Source organism: Streptomyces sp. DH41 (genome assembly GCF_029813785.1).
GTDB lineage: Bacteria > Actinomycetota > Actinomycetes > Streptomycetales > Streptomycetaceae > Streptomyces.
Genome location: NZ_JARVKY010000009.1, coordinates 20,371 through 40,466 on the forward strand (window position 1 = coordinate 20,371; position 20,096 = coordinate 40,466).

The 20,096-nt window shown below is 72.7% G+C and carries 22 protein-coding genes; 9 read left to right on the forward strand and 13 right to left on the reverse strand.

Features of this window, described 5'->3' with window-relative positions; all coding sequences use genetic code 11:
* Positions 1–10 precede the first annotated feature (10 nt).
* Both QC283_RS16580 and QC283_RS16585 read right to left on the reverse strand, forming a co-directional pair.
* Complete coding sequence (locus QC283_RS16580; RefSeq protein ID WP_443032616.1) at positions 11–616, reverse strand: AMIN-like domain-containing (lipo)protein; 606 nt, start codon at positions 614–616, stop codon at positions 11–13.
* Positions 617–801: 185 nt separating this feature from the next.
* Positions 802–1,128, reverse strand: a complete 327-nt coding sequence (locus tag QC283_RS16585; protein WP_279562291.1) for a DUF2795 domain-containing protein — start codon at positions 1,126–1,128, stop codon at positions 802–804.
* Positions 1,129–1,406: 278 nt separating this feature from the next.
* On the opposite strand from QC283_RS16585, the gene QC283_RS16590 reads away from it, so the two are divergent.
* Entirely contained in the window at positions 1,407–1,808 is a 402-nt protein-coding gene (locus QC283_RS16590; protein WP_279562292.1) for an SseB family protein, read from the forward strand.
* 55 nt (positions 1,809–1,863) lie between these two features.
* Here the strand turns inward: QC283_RS16590 and QC283_RS16595 are convergent, their stop codons facing one another.
* On the reverse strand, positions 1,864–2,271 hold the full coding sequence (locus tag QC283_RS16595; protein WP_279562293.1) for a MarR family winged helix-turn-helix transcriptional regulator: 408 nt from the start codon (positions 2,269–2,271) through the stop codon (positions 1,864–1,866).
* Between the two features lie 340 nt (positions 2,272–2,611).
* Here QC283_RS16595 and QC283_RS16600 point away from each other — a divergent pair, with 340 nt between their 5' ends.
* The 3 genes from QC283_RS16600 (at position 2,612) to QC283_RS16610 (ending at position 4,385) form a co-directional block, all read left to right on the forward strand.
* Positions 2,612–3,091 (forward strand): fluoride efflux transporter FluC, encoded by a 480-nt coding sequence (locus QC283_RS16600; protein WP_279562294.1) that lies wholly within the window; start codon positions 2,612–2,614, stop codon positions 3,089–3,091.
* On the forward strand, positions 3,088–3,462 hold the full coding sequence (gene crcB / locus QC283_RS16605; protein WP_279562295.1) for a fluoride efflux transporter CrcB: 375 nt from the start codon (positions 3,088–3,090) through the stop codon (positions 3,460–3,462). The genes QC283_RS16600 and crcB overlap by 4 nt, the downstream gene beginning before the upstream one ends.
* Before the next feature lie 86 nt (positions 3,463–3,548).
* On the forward strand, positions 3,549–4,385 hold the full coding sequence (locus QC283_RS16610; protein ID WP_279562296.1) for an undecaprenyl-diphosphate phosphatase: 837 nt from the start codon (positions 3,549–3,551) through the stop codon (positions 4,383–4,385).
* 40 nt (positions 4,386–4,425) lie between these two features.
* On the opposite strand, the gene QC283_RS16615 is transcribed toward QC283_RS16610, so the two are convergent.
* Entirely contained in the window at positions 4,426–5,484 is a 1,059-nt protein-coding gene (locus QC283_RS16615) for a fatty acid desaturase family protein (RefSeq protein ID WP_279562297.1), read from the reverse strand.
* A gap of 95 nt (positions 5,485–5,579) precedes the next feature.
* On the opposite strand from QC283_RS16615, the gene QC283_RS16620 reads away from it, so the two are divergent.
* On the forward strand, positions 5,580–6,512 hold the full coding sequence (locus QC283_RS16620; RefSeq protein ID WP_279562298.1) for a glutaminase: 933 nt from the start codon (positions 5,580–5,582) through the stop codon (positions 6,510–6,512).
* Positions 6,513–6,557: 45 nt separating this feature from the next.
* Here the strand turns inward: QC283_RS16620 and QC283_RS16625 are convergent, their stop codons facing one another.
* From QC283_RS16625 to QC283_RS16635, 3 genes are all read right to left on the reverse strand, one after another.
* Positions 6,558–7,742 carry a D-alanyl-D-alanine carboxypeptidase family protein gene (locus QC283_RS16625; protein WP_279562299.1) on the reverse strand — a complete coding sequence of 395 codons (1,185 nt, stop codon included), beginning with the start codon at positions 7,740–7,742 and terminating at the stop codon, positions 6,558–6,560.
* A 164-nt stretch (positions 7,743–7,906) separates the two neighbouring features.
* A complete protein-coding gene (gene rho, locus QC283_RS16630; protein WP_279562300.1) occupies positions 7,907–9,046 on the reverse strand; it encodes a transcription termination factor Rho in 1,140 nt (379 codons plus the stop codon).
* Positions 9,047–9,456: 410 nt separating this feature from the next.
* Positions 9,457–9,867, reverse strand: a complete 411-nt coding sequence (locus QC283_RS16635) for a nuclear transport factor 2 family protein (RefSeq protein ID WP_279562301.1) — start codon at positions 9,865–9,867, stop codon at positions 9,457–9,459.
* Between the two features lie 105 nt (positions 9,868–9,972).
* Between QC283_RS16635 and QC283_RS16640 the strand changes: the two genes are divergently transcribed.
* A complete protein-coding gene (locus QC283_RS16640) occupies positions 9,973–10,560 on the forward strand; it encodes a PadR family transcriptional regulator (RefSeq protein WP_279562302.1) in 588 nt (195 codons plus the stop codon).
* A 4-nt stretch (positions 10,561–10,564) separates the two neighbouring features.
* On the forward strand, positions 10,565–11,290 hold the full coding sequence (locus QC283_RS16645; protein ID WP_279562303.1) for a class I SAM-dependent methyltransferase: 726 nt from the start codon (positions 10,565–10,567) through the stop codon (positions 11,288–11,290).
* A gap of 18 nt (positions 11,291–11,308) precedes the next feature.
* Here the strand turns inward: QC283_RS16645 and QC283_RS16650 are convergent, their stop codons facing one another.
* The 5 genes from QC283_RS16650 to QC283_RS16670 form a co-directional block, all read right to left on the reverse strand.
* Positions 11,309–12,073 (reverse strand): GntR family transcriptional regulator, encoded by a 765-nt coding sequence (locus tag QC283_RS16650; protein WP_279562304.1) that lies wholly within the window; start codon positions 12,071–12,073, stop codon positions 11,309–11,311.
* 199 nt (positions 12,074–12,272) lie between these two features.
* The gene (locus QC283_RS16655) at positions 12,273–13,241 is read right to left on the reverse strand and encodes an acetylxylan esterase (protein WP_279562305.1); all 969 of its coding nucleotides are present in this window, start codon (positions 13,239–13,241) and stop codon (positions 12,273–12,275) included.
* A 403-nt stretch (positions 13,242–13,644) separates the two neighbouring features.
* Positions 13,645–14,364 carry a ferredoxin reductase gene (locus QC283_RS16660; protein WP_279562537.1) on the reverse strand — a complete coding sequence of 240 codons (720 nt, stop codon included), beginning with the start codon at positions 14,362–14,364 and terminating at the stop codon, positions 13,645–13,647.
* Between the two features lie 49 nt (positions 14,365–14,413).
* Positions 14,414–15,019 (reverse strand): sulfite oxidase-like oxidoreductase, encoded by a 606-nt coding sequence (locus QC283_RS16665; protein ID WP_279562306.1) that lies wholly within the window; start codon positions 15,017–15,019, stop codon positions 14,414–14,416.
* 133 nt (positions 15,020–15,152) lie between these two features.
* A complete protein-coding gene (locus tag QC283_RS16670) occupies positions 15,153–15,560 on the reverse strand; it encodes a MarR family winged helix-turn-helix transcriptional regulator (RefSeq protein WP_383531174.1) in 408 nt (135 codons plus the stop codon).
* A gap of 190 nt (positions 15,561–15,750) precedes the next feature.
* Here QC283_RS16670 and QC283_RS16675 point away from each other — a divergent pair, with 190 nt between their 5' ends.
* On the forward strand, positions 15,751–16,815 hold the full coding sequence (locus tag QC283_RS16675) for a hypothetical protein (protein WP_279562308.1): 1,065 nt from the start codon (positions 15,751–15,753) through the stop codon (positions 16,813–16,815).
* Between the two features lie 172 nt (positions 16,816–16,987).
* Complete coding sequence (locus tag QC283_RS16680; RefSeq protein ID WP_279562309.1) at positions 16,988–17,809, forward strand: putative protein N(5)-glutamine methyltransferase; 822 nt, start codon at positions 16,988–16,990, stop codon at positions 17,807–17,809.
* On the opposite strand, the gene QC283_RS16685 is transcribed toward QC283_RS16680, so the two are convergent.
* Positions 17,799–19,895, reverse strand: coding sequence for a SpoIIE family protein phosphatase (locus QC283_RS16685; protein ID WP_279562310.1), 2,097 nt, complete (start codon positions 19,893–19,895; stop codon positions 17,799–17,801). The genes QC283_RS16680 and QC283_RS16685 overlap by 11 nt on opposite strands.
* Positions 19,896–20,096: the final 201 nt, after the last annotated feature.

Below are 20,096 nucleotides of genomic sequence, written 5' to 3' on the forward strand. Positions count from 1 at the left end.
CCCGCCCGCCTCAGCGCGCGCCGTCCCACGTGTGGGCGACGTCCACCACGACACGGCCGTCCAGCGCCAGTACCCGGAAGGGCAGCCGGGCGCGGAGGCCGAGCCCGATCTGGGTCTCGCCCTCGAAGCTGCCGGCGAACCGGGTGTCCTCGAAGGACCGGTAGCCGGTGAGGTCGACACCCGGCAGGGGCCGCCCGGCCCGGCCGGGGTAGGTGGAGGCGCCGCTCTCGGGGCGGTAGCCGGGCGCTGCGATCCTGATCTCCAGGACGGCTCCGCCGCCCACCGCGATCGGGCGGCCCGAGCCGTCCTGGTGCAGTCGGTCGACGTACCGGACGAAGTAGCCGAGACGGTCGGCGCTCGCACCGGGCACATCGACGACCATCCGGTCGAAGCACGCGTGGCGACCGGTCCTGACGTCCTTCACCGGCGTCGTCGTCCCCGCGACGCGGGTCTTGTCGTGACCGCCCCAGCCGGTGGCGCACGCCGTGGAGCGCGTGGTGTCGCGCACGGTGCTCCGTGCGTCCGTGACCGGGGCCGCGTCGGCCGCGACCGTGGCCGTCCCCAGGGCGGCGCCCGCGAGCACGACCGCCATCCATGTCGCTCTGCTTCGTCGCATTGTGTCCCCCGGAGGGTGAGCATGTTCTGGTATTGGATGAGACGGGCCGATTGACCGAAAGGTTGCGGTGCGGCGGGAGCTTTTGAGTGGTGCGAGGAGCGCACGTGGTGGTCCGACGGGCGCGCAGACCCGCCGTGCGCCGGCCGAGGGGTCCGGCCGGCGCGACGCGGCGAGGTGTCAGGACGTCAGCGGTCCCGGTCCAGTTCCTCCTCCACGGGGGGCTTCGGCACCTCGCGCAGATGCTGCGACTGGCCCGGCTTGCCGCCGGCGCGAGCTTGTTCGGCGCGCTGCGCGGGCGAGGTGTCGAGGTCGGAGGCGGGGTCCACACGCACCGACCTCGCCACCTCCTCGCGGTTGGCGTAGCTCTCGGGCGGAATGCCGCGCAGTGCGGCGACGGCGTCCGGCGAGGCGCCCGCCTCGCGCGCCGCCCGGATCAGATCGTCCTTGCCCGCCGGGAAGTCGACGTCCTTGACGGCGTCGACCACCTCTCGGGCGCTGGTGGTGTGGGACATGAGTACTTCTCCCAGTCGGTGGCTCGACTCCCGGGGCCCATCCGGACCTTCGTGGCCCCTCGGGGACCTCCCGGGTAACCGCATGAGTCCCAGGACTCACATCCCGGGCACCTCGTCGCGAACCCCGCCCCGTCCTGGTCGTGCCGGGCCCGAACCGTCGGTGGCGGCGTCGGGCGTCGAACAGGATTGCGCCCCGGGTGATCGGGTACGCGAGCCTGGACCGTCCCCGTGCCGACCATCGGGGCGGCCCCCACCACCGCCGCTACCAGGGATCTGCCATGGAAACACCCGCGAACGAAAACTCCGTCTCGCCCGCCCACCGCGCGCTGGACGCACTTGCCGAGAACACCGAGGACACGGCGGCGCTCGACACGCTCGCGAGCAGCGACGTCCTCGTCCCGGTGCCCGACGACGCGAACGACCAGGACGCCGCCGACCCCGGGATGCTGGCACTGCCGGTACTGGAACAACAGGGCGGCCGTCAGGTGGTGCCGGTGTTCACCTCCGAGCTGGAGATGGCCGATCTGCTGCCGTACGTCTCCCGCTACCGCATGGTGCCGCTGGGCGCCCTCGCCGCGCAGTGGCCGGCCGACGACCTGTCGCTGTCCATCGACGCCGGCTCGGAGCACCGCCTCACCCTCACGTCGGACGGCGTACGCACCCTGCTGGCCCGTCCCTAGGGGAGAGTCCGTCCCTGGGCGAAGGCCCGCCCCCGGAGGAGAGGGAACACGCCCGTCAGACGTGAGCGGGTTCGTCGTCGCCGAGCATGCGGGCCAGCACGGCCCGCTGCAGCGGCAGTACCTCGGCGTGCAGGTCGCGGCCCCTGCGGGTCAGGGCGACGTACACACCGCGCCGGTCCTCCGCACACATCGTGCGCTCCACCAGCCCGTCCTTCTCCAGCCGGGCGATGAGCCGGGACAGCGCGCTCTGGCTCAGATGGACCCGGCCGACCAGGTTCTGCACCCGGCACTGGGCGCCCTCCTCGGGCCCCTCGGTCACGAGGAGGTCGAGCACCTCGAAGTCGCTCGCGCCCAGACCGTGCGGGTGCAGCGCGCGGTCGATCTCGCACATCGTGCGGGCGTGGACCGAGAGGATCTCCCGCCACCGTTCCTCGAGCCGCGCACCGGCCGTCTTGACTGCCATAGGTGCACGGTAACACCGAAACGACCGGTCGTTGCCTGTGCAACTAGTGCGTGCGCAAGGAACGGCGGCGCGGGCTCGCTCAGGCGGGCCCCCGCTTCGCCGGCTCCGTCGGCGGGATCACCGTCGCCGGGTCCTCCCCGCCTGGCAGACCCGCGTCCGCGAGGCGTCACCGGGAAGTGACCGGGAGGTCGCACCGGCGCTAGGCTGGCCGCCGGCCGCGCCGGTGCGCACGGCGCGGCGGTGGGGCCCGCCGTACCCGAACCGCGGCACGCCCGCCGCCGACGGTCCCTACTTGCGCACGGGGGCATCCCCCTGCCCGCCGAGTAGGAGACGTACGCCCATGACAGCCCCGGACACCGAGAGCGCCACCGTCCGGCCCGCCTGGCGCGTCCAGGCGCCGGTCGTCGTGGCGGTCTCCCTCGGCGGCGGCACGGGTGCCGCCGCCCGCTACGCGGCCTCCCTGTGGTGGCCGACCCGGACCGGCGGCTTCCCCTGGACGACCTTCTGGGTCAACGTCGCCGGCTGCGCCGTGATCGGCGTGCTCATGGTGGCCGTCACCGAGGTGTGGGCCGTGCACCGCCTGGTGAGGCCCTTCCTGGGCACCGGCGTGCTCGGCGGCTTCACCACCTTCTCCACCTACGCCGTCGACCTCCGCCATCTGTTCACCGCCGACCAGGTCCGCACGGGGCTGGCCTGCCTCGCCGCGACTCCGCTCGCGGCCCTCACGGCGGTGTGGTTCGCCACCTGGACGGCCCGCCGGGTCCTGGCACCACGTACCGGTGGCGGCCCTTCGGGCGCGAAGGGGGAGGGACCGTCGTGAACTGGCTGCTGGTCGTCGTGGGCGGCATGATCGGCGCCCCGCTCCGCCACCTCACCGACCGCGTGGTGCGGTCCCGGCACGACACGGTCTTCCCGTGGGGCACCTTCACGGTGAACGTCGTCGGCTGTCTGGCCCTGGGGCTGCTGACCGGCGCGGCGCTCGCGGGAGCCGCGGGCTCCGACCTGCGGCTGCTGCTCGGGACCGGGCTGTGCGGCGCCCTCACGACGTACTCGACCTTCTCCTACGAGACGCTCCGGCTGGCCGAGACGGGCGCCCGCCTCCAGGCCGCCGTGAACGTGGGGGCGAGTGTGGCGGCCGGCCTGGGGGCGGCGTTCGCGGGGGTGACACTGGCCGACGCGCTCTGGGCATGACACGAGGCACGGCCCCGCGTGTAGTAGGACTGGCCGCTCCACGCCTGTCGCCCTCGTGTCCGCCGCCCCGAGCAGAACGGGAACCCATGAGTGTCATCAGCATCGGTCAGGCCGTCGTCCTCGGAGCCGTCGAGGGGATCACCGAGTTCCTGCCGGTCTCCTCCACCGGCCACCTCAAGATCGTCGAGGGGCTGATGGGCATCCCCGTGGACGACGACGCCGTCGTGGGGTTCTCGGCGGTCATCCAGGTCGGTGCGATCGCCGCCGTGCTCGTCTACTTCTTCAAGGACATCGTGCGGATCCTCTCCGCGTGGGCGCGCGGACTGGCCGACCGGGAGGAGCGCTACCACCACGACTACAAGTTCGCCTGGTGGGTCGTCTTCGCGACGATCCCGATCGTGCTCGTGGGCCTGGCCGCCAAGCCGCTGATCAAGGGACCGCTGGCCTCGCTGTGGGTGGTCGCCGGCTCGCTGATCGTCGGCAGCGGCGTGATGTGGGTGGCGGACCGCACGGGACGGCACAAGCGGGGCGAGGACGACACCTCGTTCAAGGACGCGATGCTGGTCGGCGGCTCCCAGATCCTCGCCCTGCTCTTTCCCGGCTTCTCCCGTTCCGGCGCCACCATGTCCACCGCGCTGATGCTCGACCTCGACCGGGTGGCCGCCACCCGGCTCTCCTTCTTCCTCGGCATCCCGGCCCTGACCGGCGCCGGACTGTACGAGCTGAAGGACGCCCTGGGCGCGGGGGCGGGCGCGGCGCCCCTCGCGGTCGGCACCCTCGTCTCGTTCGTGGTGGCCTACGCCTCGATCGCCTGGCTGCTGAGGTTCGTGGCCAAGCACTCCTTCAACGCCTTCGTCATCTACCGGATCGTCGTCGGCGTGCTGCTGTTCGGGCTGCTCGGCGCGGGCGTGCTGCACGGTTGACCGCCGCACGCCGAGACCCCGTCGGCACCGCACCCGCCTCTCAGCGGGCTGCGCGCAGCGGCTCCCCGACGCTCCTGAGGTGCCGCAGCGCCTGGCCGTACGAGGCGAGCAGCCCGGTCTGGTAGTACGGCACGTCCAGTTCGGCGCAGTACCGCTCGGTGATGACCTGGGCCCTGCCGAGGGCGGGCGTCGGCATGCTGGGGAAGAGGTGGTGCTCGATCTGGTAGTTGAGGCCGCCCATGAAGACGTCGACCAGCGCGCCGCCCCGCACGTTGCGGGAGGTGAGGACCTGGCGGCGCAGGAAGTCGAGCCGCGTACCCTCCTCGATCATCGGCATGCCCTTGTGGTTGGGCGCGAAGACCGAGCCCAGGTAGACCCCGAACAGTCCCTGGTGCACGGCGATGAAGGCGAGCGCCTTTCCGGGGGAGAGAAGCGTGAACAGGCCGCCGAAGTACAGGACGAAATGGGCGACGAGCAGCGTGCCCTCCATGACCGGACGCTTCATGTGCGAGCTGCGCAACGCCTTGAAGCTGTTGAAACTGAGGTTGAGCCCTTCCAGCGTCAGCAGCGGGAAGAACAGGGCGGCCTGGTGTTTTCCGATGAAGCCGGGCAGGCCCTTGGCCTTGCTCGCCTGGCGCTGTGACCAGACCAGGATGTCGGGGGAGACGTCCGGGTCCTTCTCCTCGTGGTTGGGGTTCGCGTGGTGGCGCGTGTGCTTGTTCATCCACCAGCCGTAGCTCATGCCCAGCAGGAGGTTGGCCACCAGGAGGCCGCCGATCTCACTGGGGCGCCGGCGGGAGAACACCTGCCGGTGGGCGAGGTCGTGCGAGGCGAGGGCGAGCTGGCCGAAGACGAAGGCCAGGGCCACCGCGACGAACAGCTGGTACCAGCTGTTCCCCAGTGTGAGGAAGGCGGCGACACCGCCCGCGAGCGCGAGGGCGACGGCGCCGAAACGGACCGTGTAGTAGAAGGGGCGGCGCCGGAGCAGCCCCGCGTCGGCTATGCGCCGTGAGAGTTCGGAAAAGTCGCTTCCCTTGTCGCGTCCCTTTTCCTGTTCGCGCGTGGGCGGGGTCTCGATGAGCACCGTTGGGTTGACCATGCGCACAGTATGTGGCCAGGTTCTCCGGACGCAGAATGACGTCTGCCCCCGAAGAGGGGTGCAGCTACCCCCACCTTCCGGGGCCCGGAGGGAGAATGGCGATCATGAGTACGCGGACGACCTTCCAGCCGGTCCTGGAGCGCATCGCCGAGGAGATCGAGCGGACCCCCGGCAGCGGCCGGCCCGCCGACTACATCCCGGCGCTCGCCGCCTGCGACCCGCGCCGCTTCGGCATGGCCGTCGCCGAGCCGGACGGCACGGTGTACGGGGTGGGGGACTGGCGCGAGCCCTTCTCCGCGCAGTCCATCACCAAGGTCTTCACCCTCGCCCTCGACCTGGCCCGCGAGGGCGACGCCCTCTGGGAGCACGTGGGCCGTGAACCCTCCGGCAACCCGTTCAACTCCCTGGTGCAGCTGGAGTACGAGAACGGCATCCCGCGCAATCCGTTCATCAACGCGGGTGCCCTCGTCGTCACCGACCGCCTGCACACCCGTACCTCCAACGCGGCGGGCGAACTGCTCGCCTTCCTGCGCGCCGAGAGCGGCAACCCGGACCTGACCTACGACGAGGAGGTAGCCGCCTCCGAGACCGCCCACGGGGACCGGAACGCCGCCCTCGGCCACTTCATGGCGTCGTACGGCAACATCGACAACCCCGTACCGGTCCTGCTGGAGCAGTACTTCCGCCAGTGCTCCGTCGCCGCCTCCTGCGCGGACCTCGCCCTGGCGACCGGCTTCCTGGCCCGGCACGGTATCCGCGCCGACGGCACCCGGCTGCTGAGCCGCAGCCAGGCCAAGCAGGTGAACGCGGTGATGCTGACCTGCGGAACGTACGACGCGGCCGGTGAGTTCGCCTACCGGGTGGGCCTGCCGGGCAAGAGCGGGGTCGGCGGCGGCATCATCGCGGTGGTGCCGGGTCACTGCACGCTGTGCGTGTGGAGCCCCGGCCTGGACGAGCGGGGCAACTCGGTGGCCGGGGTGGCGGCGCTGGACCGCTTCACGACGCTCACGGGACTGTCGGTCTTCTGAGCGGTCGGCCGAACACGCCGGCCCGCCGGCCGGACGACGTCGGCGTCAGTTTCTCTCGTCCCGCACGAGCTTGAGCCGCAGTGCCAGTGCCATGACCCCCGCGCCGAGTCCGGCGACGCCCATGACCGCACCGGTCTCCGGCCAGCCGGAGTCGTCCTGCGACGGCCGCGCCGCGGTGACCGCCGCGGGTACTGCCGGTGGCCCCTGCCGAGGCCGGACGCCCCCGGTCGCCAGCGAACCCACCGGGTCGACGTGCCCGGCCGCCTCGAATCCCCAGTCGAGCAGCGAGCGGGCCTCCTCGTACACGGCGTGGCCACCGCCCCTCTGCGGGTTCATCACGGTCACCACCAGGGTCCGTCCGTCCCGGCGCGCGGCGGCGATCAGCGTGTTGCCGGCGTTGCTGGTGTAACCGTTCTTGATACCGATCAACCCCGGGTACGGCTCCACGCCGTCCTCCCCGGTGAGCAGCCGGTTGGTGTTCACGATCCCGTACGAGGCCCCGTTCCGGCCGGGGAACATCGCGTCGATCTTGGCGCAGTACCGTGCGAAGTCCGGGTTGCGCAGCCCCGCCCGGCCGAAGACCGCCAGGTCGTACGCCGACGACACCTGGCCCGGCGCGTCGTAGCCGTCGGGCGAGCGTACGTGTGTGTCCCGGGCGCCGAGGGCACGGGCCTCGGCCTGCATGCGGGCGGCCGTGGCACTCCAGCCGCCGGTGAGCGAGGCCAGGACGTGGACGGCGTCGTTGCCGGAGTTGAGGAAGACGCCGTTCCAGAGATCGGAGACTCGGTACGTGCGGCCCTCGACGACCCCCACCAGGCTGCTGCCCGGACCGATGCCGTTCAGGTCGTCCGCGCTCACCTCGTGCCGGATGCCGCCCGGCAGGACCGGCAGCACCGTGAGGGCGAACAGGGTCTTGAGGGTGCTGGCCGGCGGCAGTTTGCGATGCGCGTCGTGTGCCGCCAGCACGTCGCCGCTGCCGGCCTCGGCCACCACCCAGGACAGCGCGGAGACCTCGGGGACCTCGGGCGCCCCGGTCCGGGGCCGGACCTGCGTACCGGAGCGGTACAGCGTCGACGGCTGCGGTGCCGCGGCCGCCCGTGGTCCCCCGGGCGGTCCGGGGTCCGGCATCTCGGCACGGGCGGCCGCGGCGGCGGGCATGAGTGTCAGCAGTCCTGCGACACAGAGCACGCAGGTGGATCGAGCCGCCCGGGATGAGAATCCGATAGTCATACCGCAAACGTAGGAACGGACCCCCGGACCGCCACGCTGCCCGGGCCGAGTCGCGCACGCAAGCACCCGGATGCCGCAGGGGAGACCGACCGGCCGGGGCCCGTCGCCCGTCGCCCGTCGGCCGGCGGGGCGTCAGTCGGCGGGCGGCGTCGGCCCGCGGGGCGTCAGTCGGCCGGCAGCGTCGGCTGGACGCGCCGCAGGAACGTGGCGTTGTCCGGTGTCTGACGCATCCGCTCCAGCAGCGTCTCCAGGCCCGACTGCCCGTCCCGCGACCCCAGGGCCCGCCGCAGCCCGCGTACGGCCGCCGACTCGCCGGCGGACAGCAGGAGTTCCTCGCGCCGGGTGCCGGAGCCGGTCATGTCCACGGCCGGGAAGACCCGGCGGGAGGCGAGCTCACGGCTCAGCCGCAGCTCCATGTTGCCGGTGCTCTTGAGCTCCTCGAAGTAGAAGTCGTCGGCACGCGAGCCGGTCTCCACCAGGGCGGTGGCGAGAATGGTGAGGGAGCCTCCCTCCTCCGCCGTCCGGGCCGCGCCGAAGAACCGCTTGGGGCCGAGCAGCGCCCCGGCGTCGACACCGCCGCTGAGGGTACGTCCGCCGGAGGAGGCGGCGTTGTTGTGCGCCCTGCACAGCCGGGTGAGGGAGTCGAGGAGGATGACGACGTCCTCACCGGCCTCGACCAGCCGCTTGGCCCGCTCGATCACGAGTTCGGCGAGCGCGATGTGCTGCTTGGCGCTCTGGTCGAAGGTCGAGGCGTACACCTGGCCCCGTACGGACCGGCGCATGTCGGTGACCTCCTCGGGCCGCTCGTCGAGCAGCACCACCATCAGGCGGGAGTCGGGGTGGTTGCCGGCGACCGCGGCGGCCAACTGCTGGAGGAGGACGGTCTTGCCGGTCTTCGGCGGGGCCACGATCAGACCGCGCTGGCCCTTGCCGACCGGGGCGATCAGATCGGCGACCCGCCCGGTCAGGCCGGCCCCGGGGTGCTCGAGACGCAGCCGCTCGTGCGGATGCAGTGGGGTCAGGTCGTGGAAGTGCCGTCGGCCGCCCTGCCGGTCGGGCGTGCGGCCGTTGACGCGGACGACGTCGGTCAGGGCACCCCGGTCGCCGCGTACGCCCTCGACCAGGTCGCCCTTGCGCAGGCCGTGGCGGCGGATCAGGGTGGGGGAGAGGGAGAGGTCGGACGGCTCGGGCTGGAGGCTGGTGCCGCGCAGCTGCCCCTTCCCGCCCGCGACGATGTCGAGGACACCGCTCGCGATCTCGGCCGGGGACTGCCGCACAGGGGGGTGTTCGAGCGTGGTGGTCATGGAGTCGGTCCTTTCGAGGACGCGGGCACGGAAGATGCGGAAGGAAGGGGGAGAGGCCGTGCGAGGGGTCGGACGACACGCCTCTGGACGGCGGTAACAGCACCTCGGACATGGCGGGGAGAAAGACCCTGCTCACGAGGTTGTGCTGAGAAGCGGACACGCCGGTCGCATCAGGACGGGCGGGTCGGCGAACCGAAGGAGAACTGGCACCGGCGCCCCAGTAGGGCGTACACAAGTGCTGACCGCACTCTACCACCGGGTGGCGGTGGAGGGGCGGTGAGGCGGAACGGCCGGAGCCGTCCCACCTTCGTCAACAGGCCCGATGCGCTTCCTGTTCCCGTCTTCCGCGATGCGCCGGACCGGACTCAGCCGTCCGAACGCGCCTGTGCCTTCCGCTGGTCCCGAACCCTCTACGTGTCCCGCACCTCCTGCGTGTCCCGCACCTCCCGGGCGATCAGCTCGAACCGCGCGCTCATCGCCGCCTGGAGTGCCTGCGCGCCCGACAGTGGGCGCACCATCACCGTGAGCTCGTCGATATGCCCGGACTCGTCGATGTGGAGGAAGTCGCAGCCGCTGATCTCGCGGTCGCCCACCCGCGCCGTGAAGAGCAGCGCGTGGTCGTCGCCGTCCGCCTGGCCGATGACCCGCTCGTAACGGAAATCCTCGAAGACACGGGCGACGGCGCGCAGGATCGCCGCCGTGATCACCTTGCCGTGGTAGGGCTTGAACACGACGGGGCTGGTGAAGACCACGTCCTCGGCCAGCAGCGCTTCGACGGCATCGAGGTCGTGCGCCTCGACCGCCGCGCGGAATGCCCGCATCGCAGCTCCTGTGGTGAGCGGTACCTGGGGGGTACCTGAACAGTCAGTACTAAACTTTTTGAATAGGTGCGGAGTAGACTAGCCCTCGCTTGCTAGCGTGTCGACATGTCTCTCAAGTACGCCGTTCTGGCCGCTCTGCTGGAGGGCGAGGCCTCGGGCTACGAGCTGTCCAAGGTCTTCGACGTCTCGCTGGCCAACTTCTGGCCCGCCACGCCGCAGCAGCTCTACCGCGAGCTCGAGCGCCTCGCGGGCGACGGGCTCATCGAGGCGCGGACGGTGCCGCAGGAGCGCCGGCCGACCAAGCGGCTGTTCTCCCTCACGGAGGCCGGCCGGGAACAGCTGAGCGCCTTCGCCGCCGAGCCGACCCGGCGGCCCACCGCCATCCGCGACGAGTTCCTGATCAAGATGCAGGCCATGGACGGGGTCGACCCGGGGGAGGTCCGAGCGCTGGTCGAGGAGCGCAGGGCCTGGGCCCTGGGCAAGCTCGCCCGCTACGAGCGCGTCCGCGAGCGCCTCCTGGACGGCCGTTCGGAGGAGGACCACCTGCGGGAGTCCGACCGCGTCGGGCCCTACCTCACTCTCCTCGCCGGGATCACCTTCGAGCGGGAGAACGCCCGCTGGTGCGAGCGCGTGCTCAGGGTGCTGGAGCAACGGCACGCTCCCGCCGGACCCGCCGGACAGGCTCTAGGCTGACCGGATGTTCAGCCCCGAAGGCCCCACCCTGCGCGAACTCGCCGTCCAGGCCCTGTCGTCGGTCGAGCGCGGCTACGACCTGCTCGCCCCGAAGTTCGACCACACCCCGTACCGGACGCCTGCCCGGGTGCTGGACGCCGTGGCCTCGGCGCTGGCGCCGGCGGGACCGTTCGACGCCGGACTCGACCTGTGCTGCGGCACCGGCGCGGGCGTGGACGTACTGGCCCGGGTGTGCCGGGAGAGCGTGACGGGGGTCGACTTCAGCGCGGGCATGCTGGAGGTCGCCCGGGGGCGCACCGTGCCCGAGGGCCCGGCGGTCTCCTGGGTGCGCGCGGACGCCCGCGCCCTGCCCTTCGGTCCCGCGTTCGACCTCGTGGTCAGCTTCGGGGCGTTCGGGCACTTCCTGCCCCGTGAACTGCCGGGCCTGTTCACCCAGGTGCGTTCCGTACTGCGGCCGGGCGGCTGCTTCGCCTTCCCCGTCGGCGCCCCGCCCCGCCCCGGCTCCCGGGAGTACTGGACGCTGCTCGGCTTCGACAGCGCGATGCGGGTGCGCAACGCCCTGTGGCGGCCGCCGTTCGTCATGTACTACCGGACGTTCCGGCTCGGCGACGTGGGCCGGGAGCTGACGCGCGCCGGTTTCCGGGCGGACCTGCACGCCCTGCCCGAGTTCGGGAACCGGCCCGACGGCAGCCCGCGCGCCCGGCTGGTCGTGGCACGGCGGCTGCCATGAGGCGGCGCGCGGGCGGGATCAACCGGCCGCCGGCAGTGTGAACTCGTAGACCAGCGCGTCCTGTCGGGCGTCCACGAGGAGGTCCGTGATCTCCAGAGGGCGCTCGTACTGGTCGTGCACCCGCCGGACGACCCGCACCGACGGCGTGTCCGCGAGCCGCGTGATCGTGTCGCGGTGGTGCAGGGCCAGGCCCGCCCTGCGCATCCAGTCGTAGGCCCGCCGCAACTGTGCCGAGGCGGTGCCGTCGGCGCGGTAGCGGTAGCGGGCCAGCTCCTCGACCTCGGCGAGCGCCACGGCGGAGAACGAGGTCACGGCCGTCCGCCGGCCGATTCCGTCGGCGGTCGCGGAGGCGTAGCGGTGCACCAGGGTCGGCCGGTCCGGCGCCAGTCCCAGCGCCGCGGCGTGTTCCGGCGGCGGTGCCTCCCAGGCGACGGTGGCCCGGTCGCCGGTGCGGGGCTCCGCCGCCCGGGCACCCACGGGGAAGGTGAGGGACGATGCCGGGCTCTGCGCCGGTGACCTGGGCAGGGTGGCGTGACTGCCTCGCCGGTCGGTGGCGAGCAGACCGTCCCGGCGCAGCACCTCCAGGGCCTGCCGTACGGTCTCCCGGCTCACCCCGAACCGCTCGGCCAGCCGGCGTTCGCCCGGCAGCCGTTCGCCCGGTGGGACGGCCCCGTCGCGCAGTTCGCCGAGCAACCGCGCCGCCACCCGCCAGTACAGGGGCTGTTGGTCGGTGAGGGCCGTGAGGGCGGTGAGGGGGTGGTCGTGCGGGGTGGTGCGGGCCATGCCGCGCCCTCCTGTTGGTGACGTGCGGTAGCCACGCGGGCTCGGTGCGCCACCAGAATTACCATTGGTCTAAACCAACTGGGAAGGGCGGACCATCGGTTCGGCCGAAACCTCACCCGCGCGTCGACCGCCCGTCACCGCGTCACAAGGCCCCGTACAGGGCGTCGGCCGGTGCCGCGGGCCGGGCGGCCCGCCCGGCTCAGACGTACGAGCGCAGCCAGCGCAGCTTGGCGGCCTCCTGGAAGGGGCCGCCGCCCTCGTGGTCGTTGAAGTCGTACACCTCTATCGCCTTGTCGTCGTGCGCCCAGGCGTTGAACGCCGCGAAGACGGTCGACGGCGGACAGGTCTGGTCCTCCAGGGCCGCCGAGAACAGGGCGGGCGCCCGGCCGCGCGCCGCGAAGTGCACGCCGTCGAAGTAGGAGAGCGTGCGCAGCGCGTCCTCGGTGCGGCCGCGGTGCGTCTTGAGGTACAGGCCGATCTCCCGGTAGGGGTGCCGGTCGGTGAGCTTGACCGCGCGCGGGAAGTCGCTGAGGAACGGCACGTCCGGCGCGACGGCCGTCAGGTCCGGCACCAGGCCGCCGACGGCGATCGTGATGCCGCCGCCCTGGCTCCCGCCGAGGACCACCGTGCGGGACGGATCGGCCAGCGGGTGCGAGCGGGCCGCCTCGACCGCGCGCACGGCGTCCGTGAAGACACGGCGGTAGTAGTAGTTCTCCGGGGCGTCCAGGCCGCGGGTCATGAAGCCCGGGTACGAGGGGGTGCCGCCGACGGGGTCCGCGGTTCCGCCACCGCCGCCCCAGGCGCTGCCCTGGCCGCGGGTGTCCATCACGAAGTGCGCCCGGCCCGTGGACGCCCACAGCAGGTGCTCGTGCGGCAGTCCGCGCCCGCCGCCGTAGCCGACGAACTCCACGACCAGCGGCAGCGGTTCCTCGGCCGCGGCCGGCAGGAGCAGCCAGCCCTTCACCGGGTGACCGCCGAACCCGGCGAACGTCACGTCGTACACCCGCACCGTGGACAGTCCCGTCTCGACCGGTTCGAAGCGGGCGTCCAGATCGTGCTCCCGGGCTTGCTCGAGCGTCTTGCTCCAGAACGCGTCGAAGTCCTCGGGCTCGGCCGACGCGCTGCGGTACGCGCGGAGTTCGTCGAGCGGAAGGTCGAACAGGGCCATCGAGAACCGCCTTTGCGGGGAGACAGTGCCGGGGCGTGCGGATGATCACACCGTACGTGAATGGTCGGAGGTCTCGCCAGATCCCTGCTGGGCGCAGCTGGGAAACGGCCCGGCGTACGCCGGCGTTCGATCCGTCGAACCGCAGGTCAAGGGATTGACTGCTCCTTGCGGGTGGGAGCGGGGAGTGGGACGGTCCGTCGAGGGCCCGGTCGGGTGGTCGGGTGACCGGTGCCGTCGTCGTGCCCGGCGGTGCGTCCATCGCGGCTCGGTGAGGGCCCAGCCGCGGTCCCACTCGACCATCCGGCGCCGGAGCGCCATTCTCCGTACGGCGGTTCGGGTGGTTCAGCCGAAGCCAGCCGACGGCGACAGAAGTCGGCCGAAAGTCGGCCGAAGCCGACGGGAGTCAGCCGAAGCGTTCGATGCGGATCCGGTGCACCGGCTGGCCTGCCGCCACCAGCTGCCGGGACGCGTGCTCCGCGAAGGAGTTGGAGCCGCACACGTAGGCCTCCCAGCCCCCGGCGGGTGCCTCGGACAACAGCGGTGCCAGATGCGCGGCCGTCATCCGGCCCACGGGCGTCCCGGGCGGCGCGCTCCGGGTGAACACGGGCGTCGTCTCGGCGCCGAACTCGCGGGCGTAGATCAGCTCCCTCGGGCTGCGCGCGGACACCAGCAGCCGCAGCGGCACCGTCAGCTCCCGCGCCCGGTGATGCCGCACCATCGACATCAGCGGCACGACGCCGGAGCCCGCGCCCAGCAGCAGGGCGGGCCGGTCGCCGGGCCACGCGAAGAAGCCGCTCAGCGGGCCGCGCACCTCGATCCGGTCGCCGGGCCGGGCCACCGTGTGGAACCAGCCGGACACCTCCCCGTCCGAGACGTGGTCGAGGGTCAGCTCGATGTGCCCGGAGTCGTCCGGAGCGGATGCCAGCGAATAGTGGCGCTGTGCCACGTACCCGTCCTCGGCGGTCAGCCGGAGCATCAGGTGCTGGCCGGGCAGATGGCCGGCCCACCCGGGCACCGCGAACCGGAAGGTGGACGCGCGGGGCGTCTCGCGGCGGATCTCCGTGAGCGTGGCCGTCTGCCACGTCCCGGCCACCTCGCCGTTCACCTCGATGCGGCCGGGCACGGCGAACCGCGCCGGGGAAGTGAAGGCCCCGGCCGTGTGCGTCGCTGTCTCAGTCACCGGAGTACCGCTGCTCCTCCCAGGGGTTGCCGCGTGCGTGGTAGCCGTTCTGCTCCCAGAAGCCCGGTTCGTCGTGGTCGAGGAGCTCCAGCCCCGCGATCCACTTCACGCTCTTCCAGAAGTAGAGGTGCGGTACCACCAGCCGTGCCGGGCCGCCGTGCTCGGGGGCGAGCGGCCGGCCGTCGTACTCCCACACGATCCAGGCGCGCCCGCCGGTCAGGTCCGCGAGCGGCAGGTTCGCCGTGTAGCCGGTGTGCGAGTGGGCGACGGCGTGCGTGGCGGCCGGCAGCGGGCGCACCGCGTCCAGGAAGGCGTCCAGGCGGACGCCGCCGAACCGCACCCCGAACTTCGACCAGCCGGTCACGCAGTGGATGTCGCCCGCGTACGCCGACGCGGGCAGCCGGTGCGCGGCGGCCCAGTCCCAGGTGCGGGGTTCGGCCACCAGTCCGCCCACACGGAAGGTCCAGTCGGCGGGCGACAGGTCGGGCGTGACCTCGGCGGACAGCACGGGCCAGTCGTCGCCGGCGTCGTACTGGCCCGGCGGTAGCCCCGGCCGGGCGCCGCGCGGGCGTCCGGTGAAGCCTCGGGTGGTGTTCATGCGGAGGAGCCTTTCGGGCCGCCGCGAAGGGGTGATCGCGGCCGGCGTGATTCAGTGCGTACGCGTTCAACCGTAATTCAGTGCGTACGCGTGCAACCGTACGTGCCCCCGGAGCGGTCCTCGGCTCCGGTCCTCACTTCTCGTCCCCGGCCGGTGCGGCCCCCTGCCACGCGTTGTACCGCTCCAGGTACGCGGCGAAGCGGGTCAGGTCCTCCTCGGGCCAGTCCGCGAGCCGCTCCCGGAAGGCGGCCCGGCGGCTGTCGGTGACCTGGGCCAGGATGCGGCGCCCGGCCTTTGTCAGGTGCAGGACCTGGACGCGGTGGTCGTCCGGGTCGACGCGCCGCTCGACGAGGTCGCTGCGCTCCAGGGCGGACACCTGGCGGCTGACGGTGGACTTGTCCAGGGCGTAGTGGGCGGCCAGGTCGGTGGCCCGGCAGCCGTCCCGCTCCTCCAGATGGCCGAGCAGTGTGTACGACACCAGGGACAACTCGGGGTGCATACGGCCCGCCGAGGCGCGGGCACGGCGGGCGAAGGCCGTCATCTCCCGCTGGATGGTCTCCACGGCCGCGTCCGCCGGGCGCTCGCCGGGGGTGACAGTCGTCTCATCGGGCGTCTCGGCTGCCGTCACAGGTCCTCCTCCGCATTGCTAGTTGTACAGTACAACTTGAAATGAAGAGTTGTATAAGCCAACCACTTCCGCCTGCCGAACCAGTCATTGGAGGATGTGAGCGATGAGGTCGCACGACCTGCGCCACGTGCTCACGCACCTGATCACCCCGCTGCTGATGTGCGTCGGGATGGGACTCGCGTACATGGGGGCCTTCGTCACCCCCGAGCCGAACCATCTGCCCGTCGCCGTCGTCGGCTCCGGGCCCGACGCGAAGGTGCTCGCCCAGTCCGTCAAGGACGAGGCCGGCGACGACCTCGACGTACGGACCGTCGCCACCCGCGCCGACGCCGTCGACCTGCTCGAGTCCCGGGACATCACCGGCGCCTACGTGCCCGGCGGCAAGGCGCCGGAGGTCGTGGTGGCCACCGCCGCCTCCGACATGGGCGCCATGGCCGCCGAGAAGGTCTTCACCCCGCTCGCCGACCAGCAGGGCGTCCCGCTGAAGGTGACCGACGTGGCCACCCCGGTCGACGACGACCCCACCGGCCAGGGGCTGTTCTTCCTGCTGATCGCCGTCAGCATCGGCTCCTACGCCTCCGTGGCCGCTCTCGGCGCCGCCGGTGGCGCCCTGCCGATGCGCGTCCGGGCCCTGCTGACACTCGGCGTCTCCGTCGTCGTCGGCGGTGTCGGTGCCCTGCTCGCCGGGCCGGTGTTCCATCTCGCGCACCACGACCTCGCCGGCCTGTGGGGCATGGCCTGGCTCTACGCCGCGGGCATCCTGTTCATCGGGGTCGGCCTGCACACCTTCCTCAAACGGTGGACCACGCTCGCCATGATGGTGCTGTTCGTGATGCTGAACTTCACCAGTTCCGGCGGTTTGTTCCGGCCCGAACTGCAGAACGGCTTCTTCGGCACCCTGCACGCCTTCTGGAACGGCGCCGGGTTCGTCGAGGGCGCCCGCAGCCTGCTCTACTTCGAGGGCGACGGACTGGGCCGCAGCGTCTGGACCCTGGCCGCCTGGCTGCTGCTCGGCCTCCTGGTGACGGCGGTCGCCGCCCTTCGTGAACGGGCCGGCGCACCGGCGGCGGCCACCCTCCCGGGGCACGCGAAGCCCGACGAGCGGAAGGCCGTGTCCGCGGCCGAGGAGGGCGCGGAGGAGGAGGTGGAGGAGACGGTCGGCGTCTGATCGTTGGGGTAGGGTGACCGGCGACCGCGGACAGTCCCGGTCGCCGGACGCCTGGGAGGTGAGTCCCATTACCGCTGTGTCGGCCCGGGTGCTCTCACCTCATGGCAGTGCGGTCCCCGCCAACGGGTGACCATGAGAGCGCCCTTCGGTTCTCGAAAGGCTCTCGGCCTCCATGCCTCCACTGTTCTCCGCGGCTTCCTTCCCCTCACCCTTCTCCGGCTCCCTCCCGTCTCCCGAGTCCGTCGTGGCCGCGCTCCGTGCCGCGGGCTGCGTCTTCGCGGAGGACGAGGCGGAGTTGATCCTGACCGCCGCCCGCACCGCGGGGGAGCTCACCGCCCTGGTGGACCGCCGTGTCACCGGACTGCCCCTTGAACTCGTCCTGGGCTGGGCCGAGTTCCGCGGTCTGCGCATCGCCGTCACCCCCGGTGTCTTCGTCCCCCGGCGCCGTACCGAGTTCCTGGTGACCGAGGCCCTCGCCCACGCGCCGGACGCGGCCGTCGTCGTGGACCTGTGCTGCGGATCCGGCGCCGTCGGTGCCGCCCTGGCCGCCGCCCTCGACCGGCCCGAGGTGCACGCCGCCGACGTCGACCGGGCCGCGGTGCGCTGCGCCCGCGGCAACCTGGCGGCCGCCGGCGGCCGGGTGTACGCGGGTGACCTGTTCGACGCGCTGCCCGACGCGGTGCGCGGCCGGGTGGACATACTCGCGGCCAACGTGCCGTACGTCCCCACCGGCGAGGTCGGCCTGCTGCCCGCCGAGGCCCGTGACCACGAGCCGCTGGTCGCCCTCGACGGCGGCACCGACGGCCTCGACGTACTGCGCAGGGTCGCCGCCGAGGCACCCCGCTGGCTCGCGCCCGGCGGCTGCCTGCTGGTCGAGACGAGTGAACGCCAGGCACCGGCCGCCGTCGACGCCTTCACCCGCGCCGGACTGACGACCCGCCTCGCGGTCTGCGACGAGTTGTACGCCCATGTGGTGATCGGCGTCAGGGACTGACCGCGCCCGGCCTGTTCGACGGCGTCGTGGCCCGGGCGATCAGCAGGGCCACGTCGTCGGAGTTCTCCGGCTCGTGCAGGGTGCGCAGGAGCAGGTCGCAGACCTCCTCCAGAGGGCGGTCCGGGCCCTCCAGCAGGGCGAGGAGCGCGTCCAGCCGCTCGTCCAGCGGATGCCGGCGCGTCTCGACGAGACCGTCGGTGTAGAACACCAGCCGGTCGCCCGGCTCCAGGCCGATGGTGGTGGTGGCGAAGGCGACGCCGCCCACTCCGAGCGGCACCCCGGTCGGCAGGTCCAGCAGCTCCGGCGGACGGCCGGTGCGCAGCCGGACCGGCGGCAGGTGCCCGGCGTTGGCGATCCGGCACTGCCCGAGGTGCGGATCGTGGACGGCGTAGAGACAAGTGGCGATGGCCTGGTCCAGGCCGGCCGTGGTCCGGTCGAGGTGTCCCAGCAGGAACGCCGGATCGAGGTCGAGGGCGGCCAGGGTGTTCGTCGCGGTGCGCAGCCTGCCCATCGAGGCCGCCGCCGCGATGCCGCTGCCCATCACGTCACCCACCACGAGCGCGGTCTTGCAGCCCTCCAGCTCGATGACGTCGAACCAGTCGCCGCCGACCTCGCTGGTGGCCTCGGCGGGCTGGTAGCGGGAGGCCACCTCCAGCCCGCCCGTCACCGGCGGATGGCTCGGCAGCAGGCTGCGCTGAAGGGTGAGGGCGGCGTCGCGGGCGTTCTGGTACCAGCGGGCGTTGTCGATCTGCACCGCCGCGCGGACGGCCAGTTCCCGGGCCAGCAGCAGGTCGTCCTCCCCGAACGGCAGCGGGTTGCCGACCCGTTTGAGGTCCAGGGCGCCGAGCACCTCGCCCCGTGCGATCAGGGGCACGGCCAGGTAGGAGTGCACACCCGCCCGGCGCAGCAGCTCCGCCGCCTCCGGCGAACGGGCGATACGCGGCAGGTCCTGCGCCGTCACCCGCGCGACCATCACCGGCCGTCCGGTGCGTACGCACTCGGTGACCAGCCGGTCCGGCCCGTACCGGGCGACCTCGCCGGGCGGGTCGGCCGCCCGCAGCGCCCCCGGGGCGTTCTCCGCCTGGACGGCCAGGGCCCGCAGCATGGCCGGCTCGGCCGGTCCCAGGATGCTGCGCCGTCCTTTCACCACGGCGTCCAGCAGATCCACGGCCGCGATGTCGGCGAGGCCCGGCACGGCCACGTCCGTCAGCTCGTGCGCGGTGCGGTCCAGCTCCAGCGTGGTGCCGATCCGCGCGGAGGCGTCGGCCACGGCGGCCAGCCGACGACGAGCGGCCTCGGCCTCGACGCCCGCCCGGTGCTGCTCGGTGACGTCCACGACCGAGACCGCCACGCCCAGCACGGCGCCGACGGCGTCCTCCAGCCGGTACAGCGAGAGCGACCAGGTGCGGTCCTCGTCCGGGTCGGCGGGGGTGCGCCCGGTCGCGAGCCGGTCGACCAGCGGCCGCCCGGTCTCCAGCACCCGGCGCGCCGCCGCCTCCAGGGCGTCGGCGTCCACCTGCGGCAGTACCTCGCGGACCGTCCGGCCGAGGTGGTCCTCGGCGGGGACGCCGTCGAGCCGCTCCAGGGACGGGTTGACCGAGACGTACCGCAGCTCGTTGTCCAGGACGGCCAGCCCGATCGGGGACTGCCGGATCACCCGCGTGGACAGCGCCACGTCGTGCTCCAGCCGGCGCACGGTGGAGCGGTCGGCCGCGAGCCCCAGCGCGTAGACGTGCCCCCGGTCGTCGAGGAGACGCATGTTGCGGAACTCGACCAGCCGGGTGCCGCCGTCCTTGTGGCGGACGGGGAACGCCCCGGCCCAGCTCCGGCCGGTCTTCATCACGTCGGCGAACAGCTTCACGACCAGGTCGAAGTGGCGTTCGTGGACCATGACGCGCGCGGCGTACCGCCCCAGCACCTCCGGCGCGGAGTATCCGAACAGCTCCTCGGCCTGCGGGCTCCACAGCACGATCCGGCCCTCGGTGTCCAGCACGACCGAGGCCACGTTCAGCACGTCGAGCAGCCCGCCGGGCCGCTCTGGTCCGCGCGGCGTCGCGGCGCCCCCGGCAGATCCGGCCGCACTCATCCCATGCCCCGCCTTCGCCGTTTCCCGCGGCACGCCCTCTGTGATGCCGACTCCCTCGCTCCACCGCGTTCCACCGGGCACAGGGCCGCTCTCCGGGGCCTTGGCCGTCTCTCCTTCCAGCATCACCCGGTACGGCGGTGACCGCCGCACGGAACACGGCCGACCTTGGTCTGTACATGGCTAGGGGAGCGGGTCAGACTG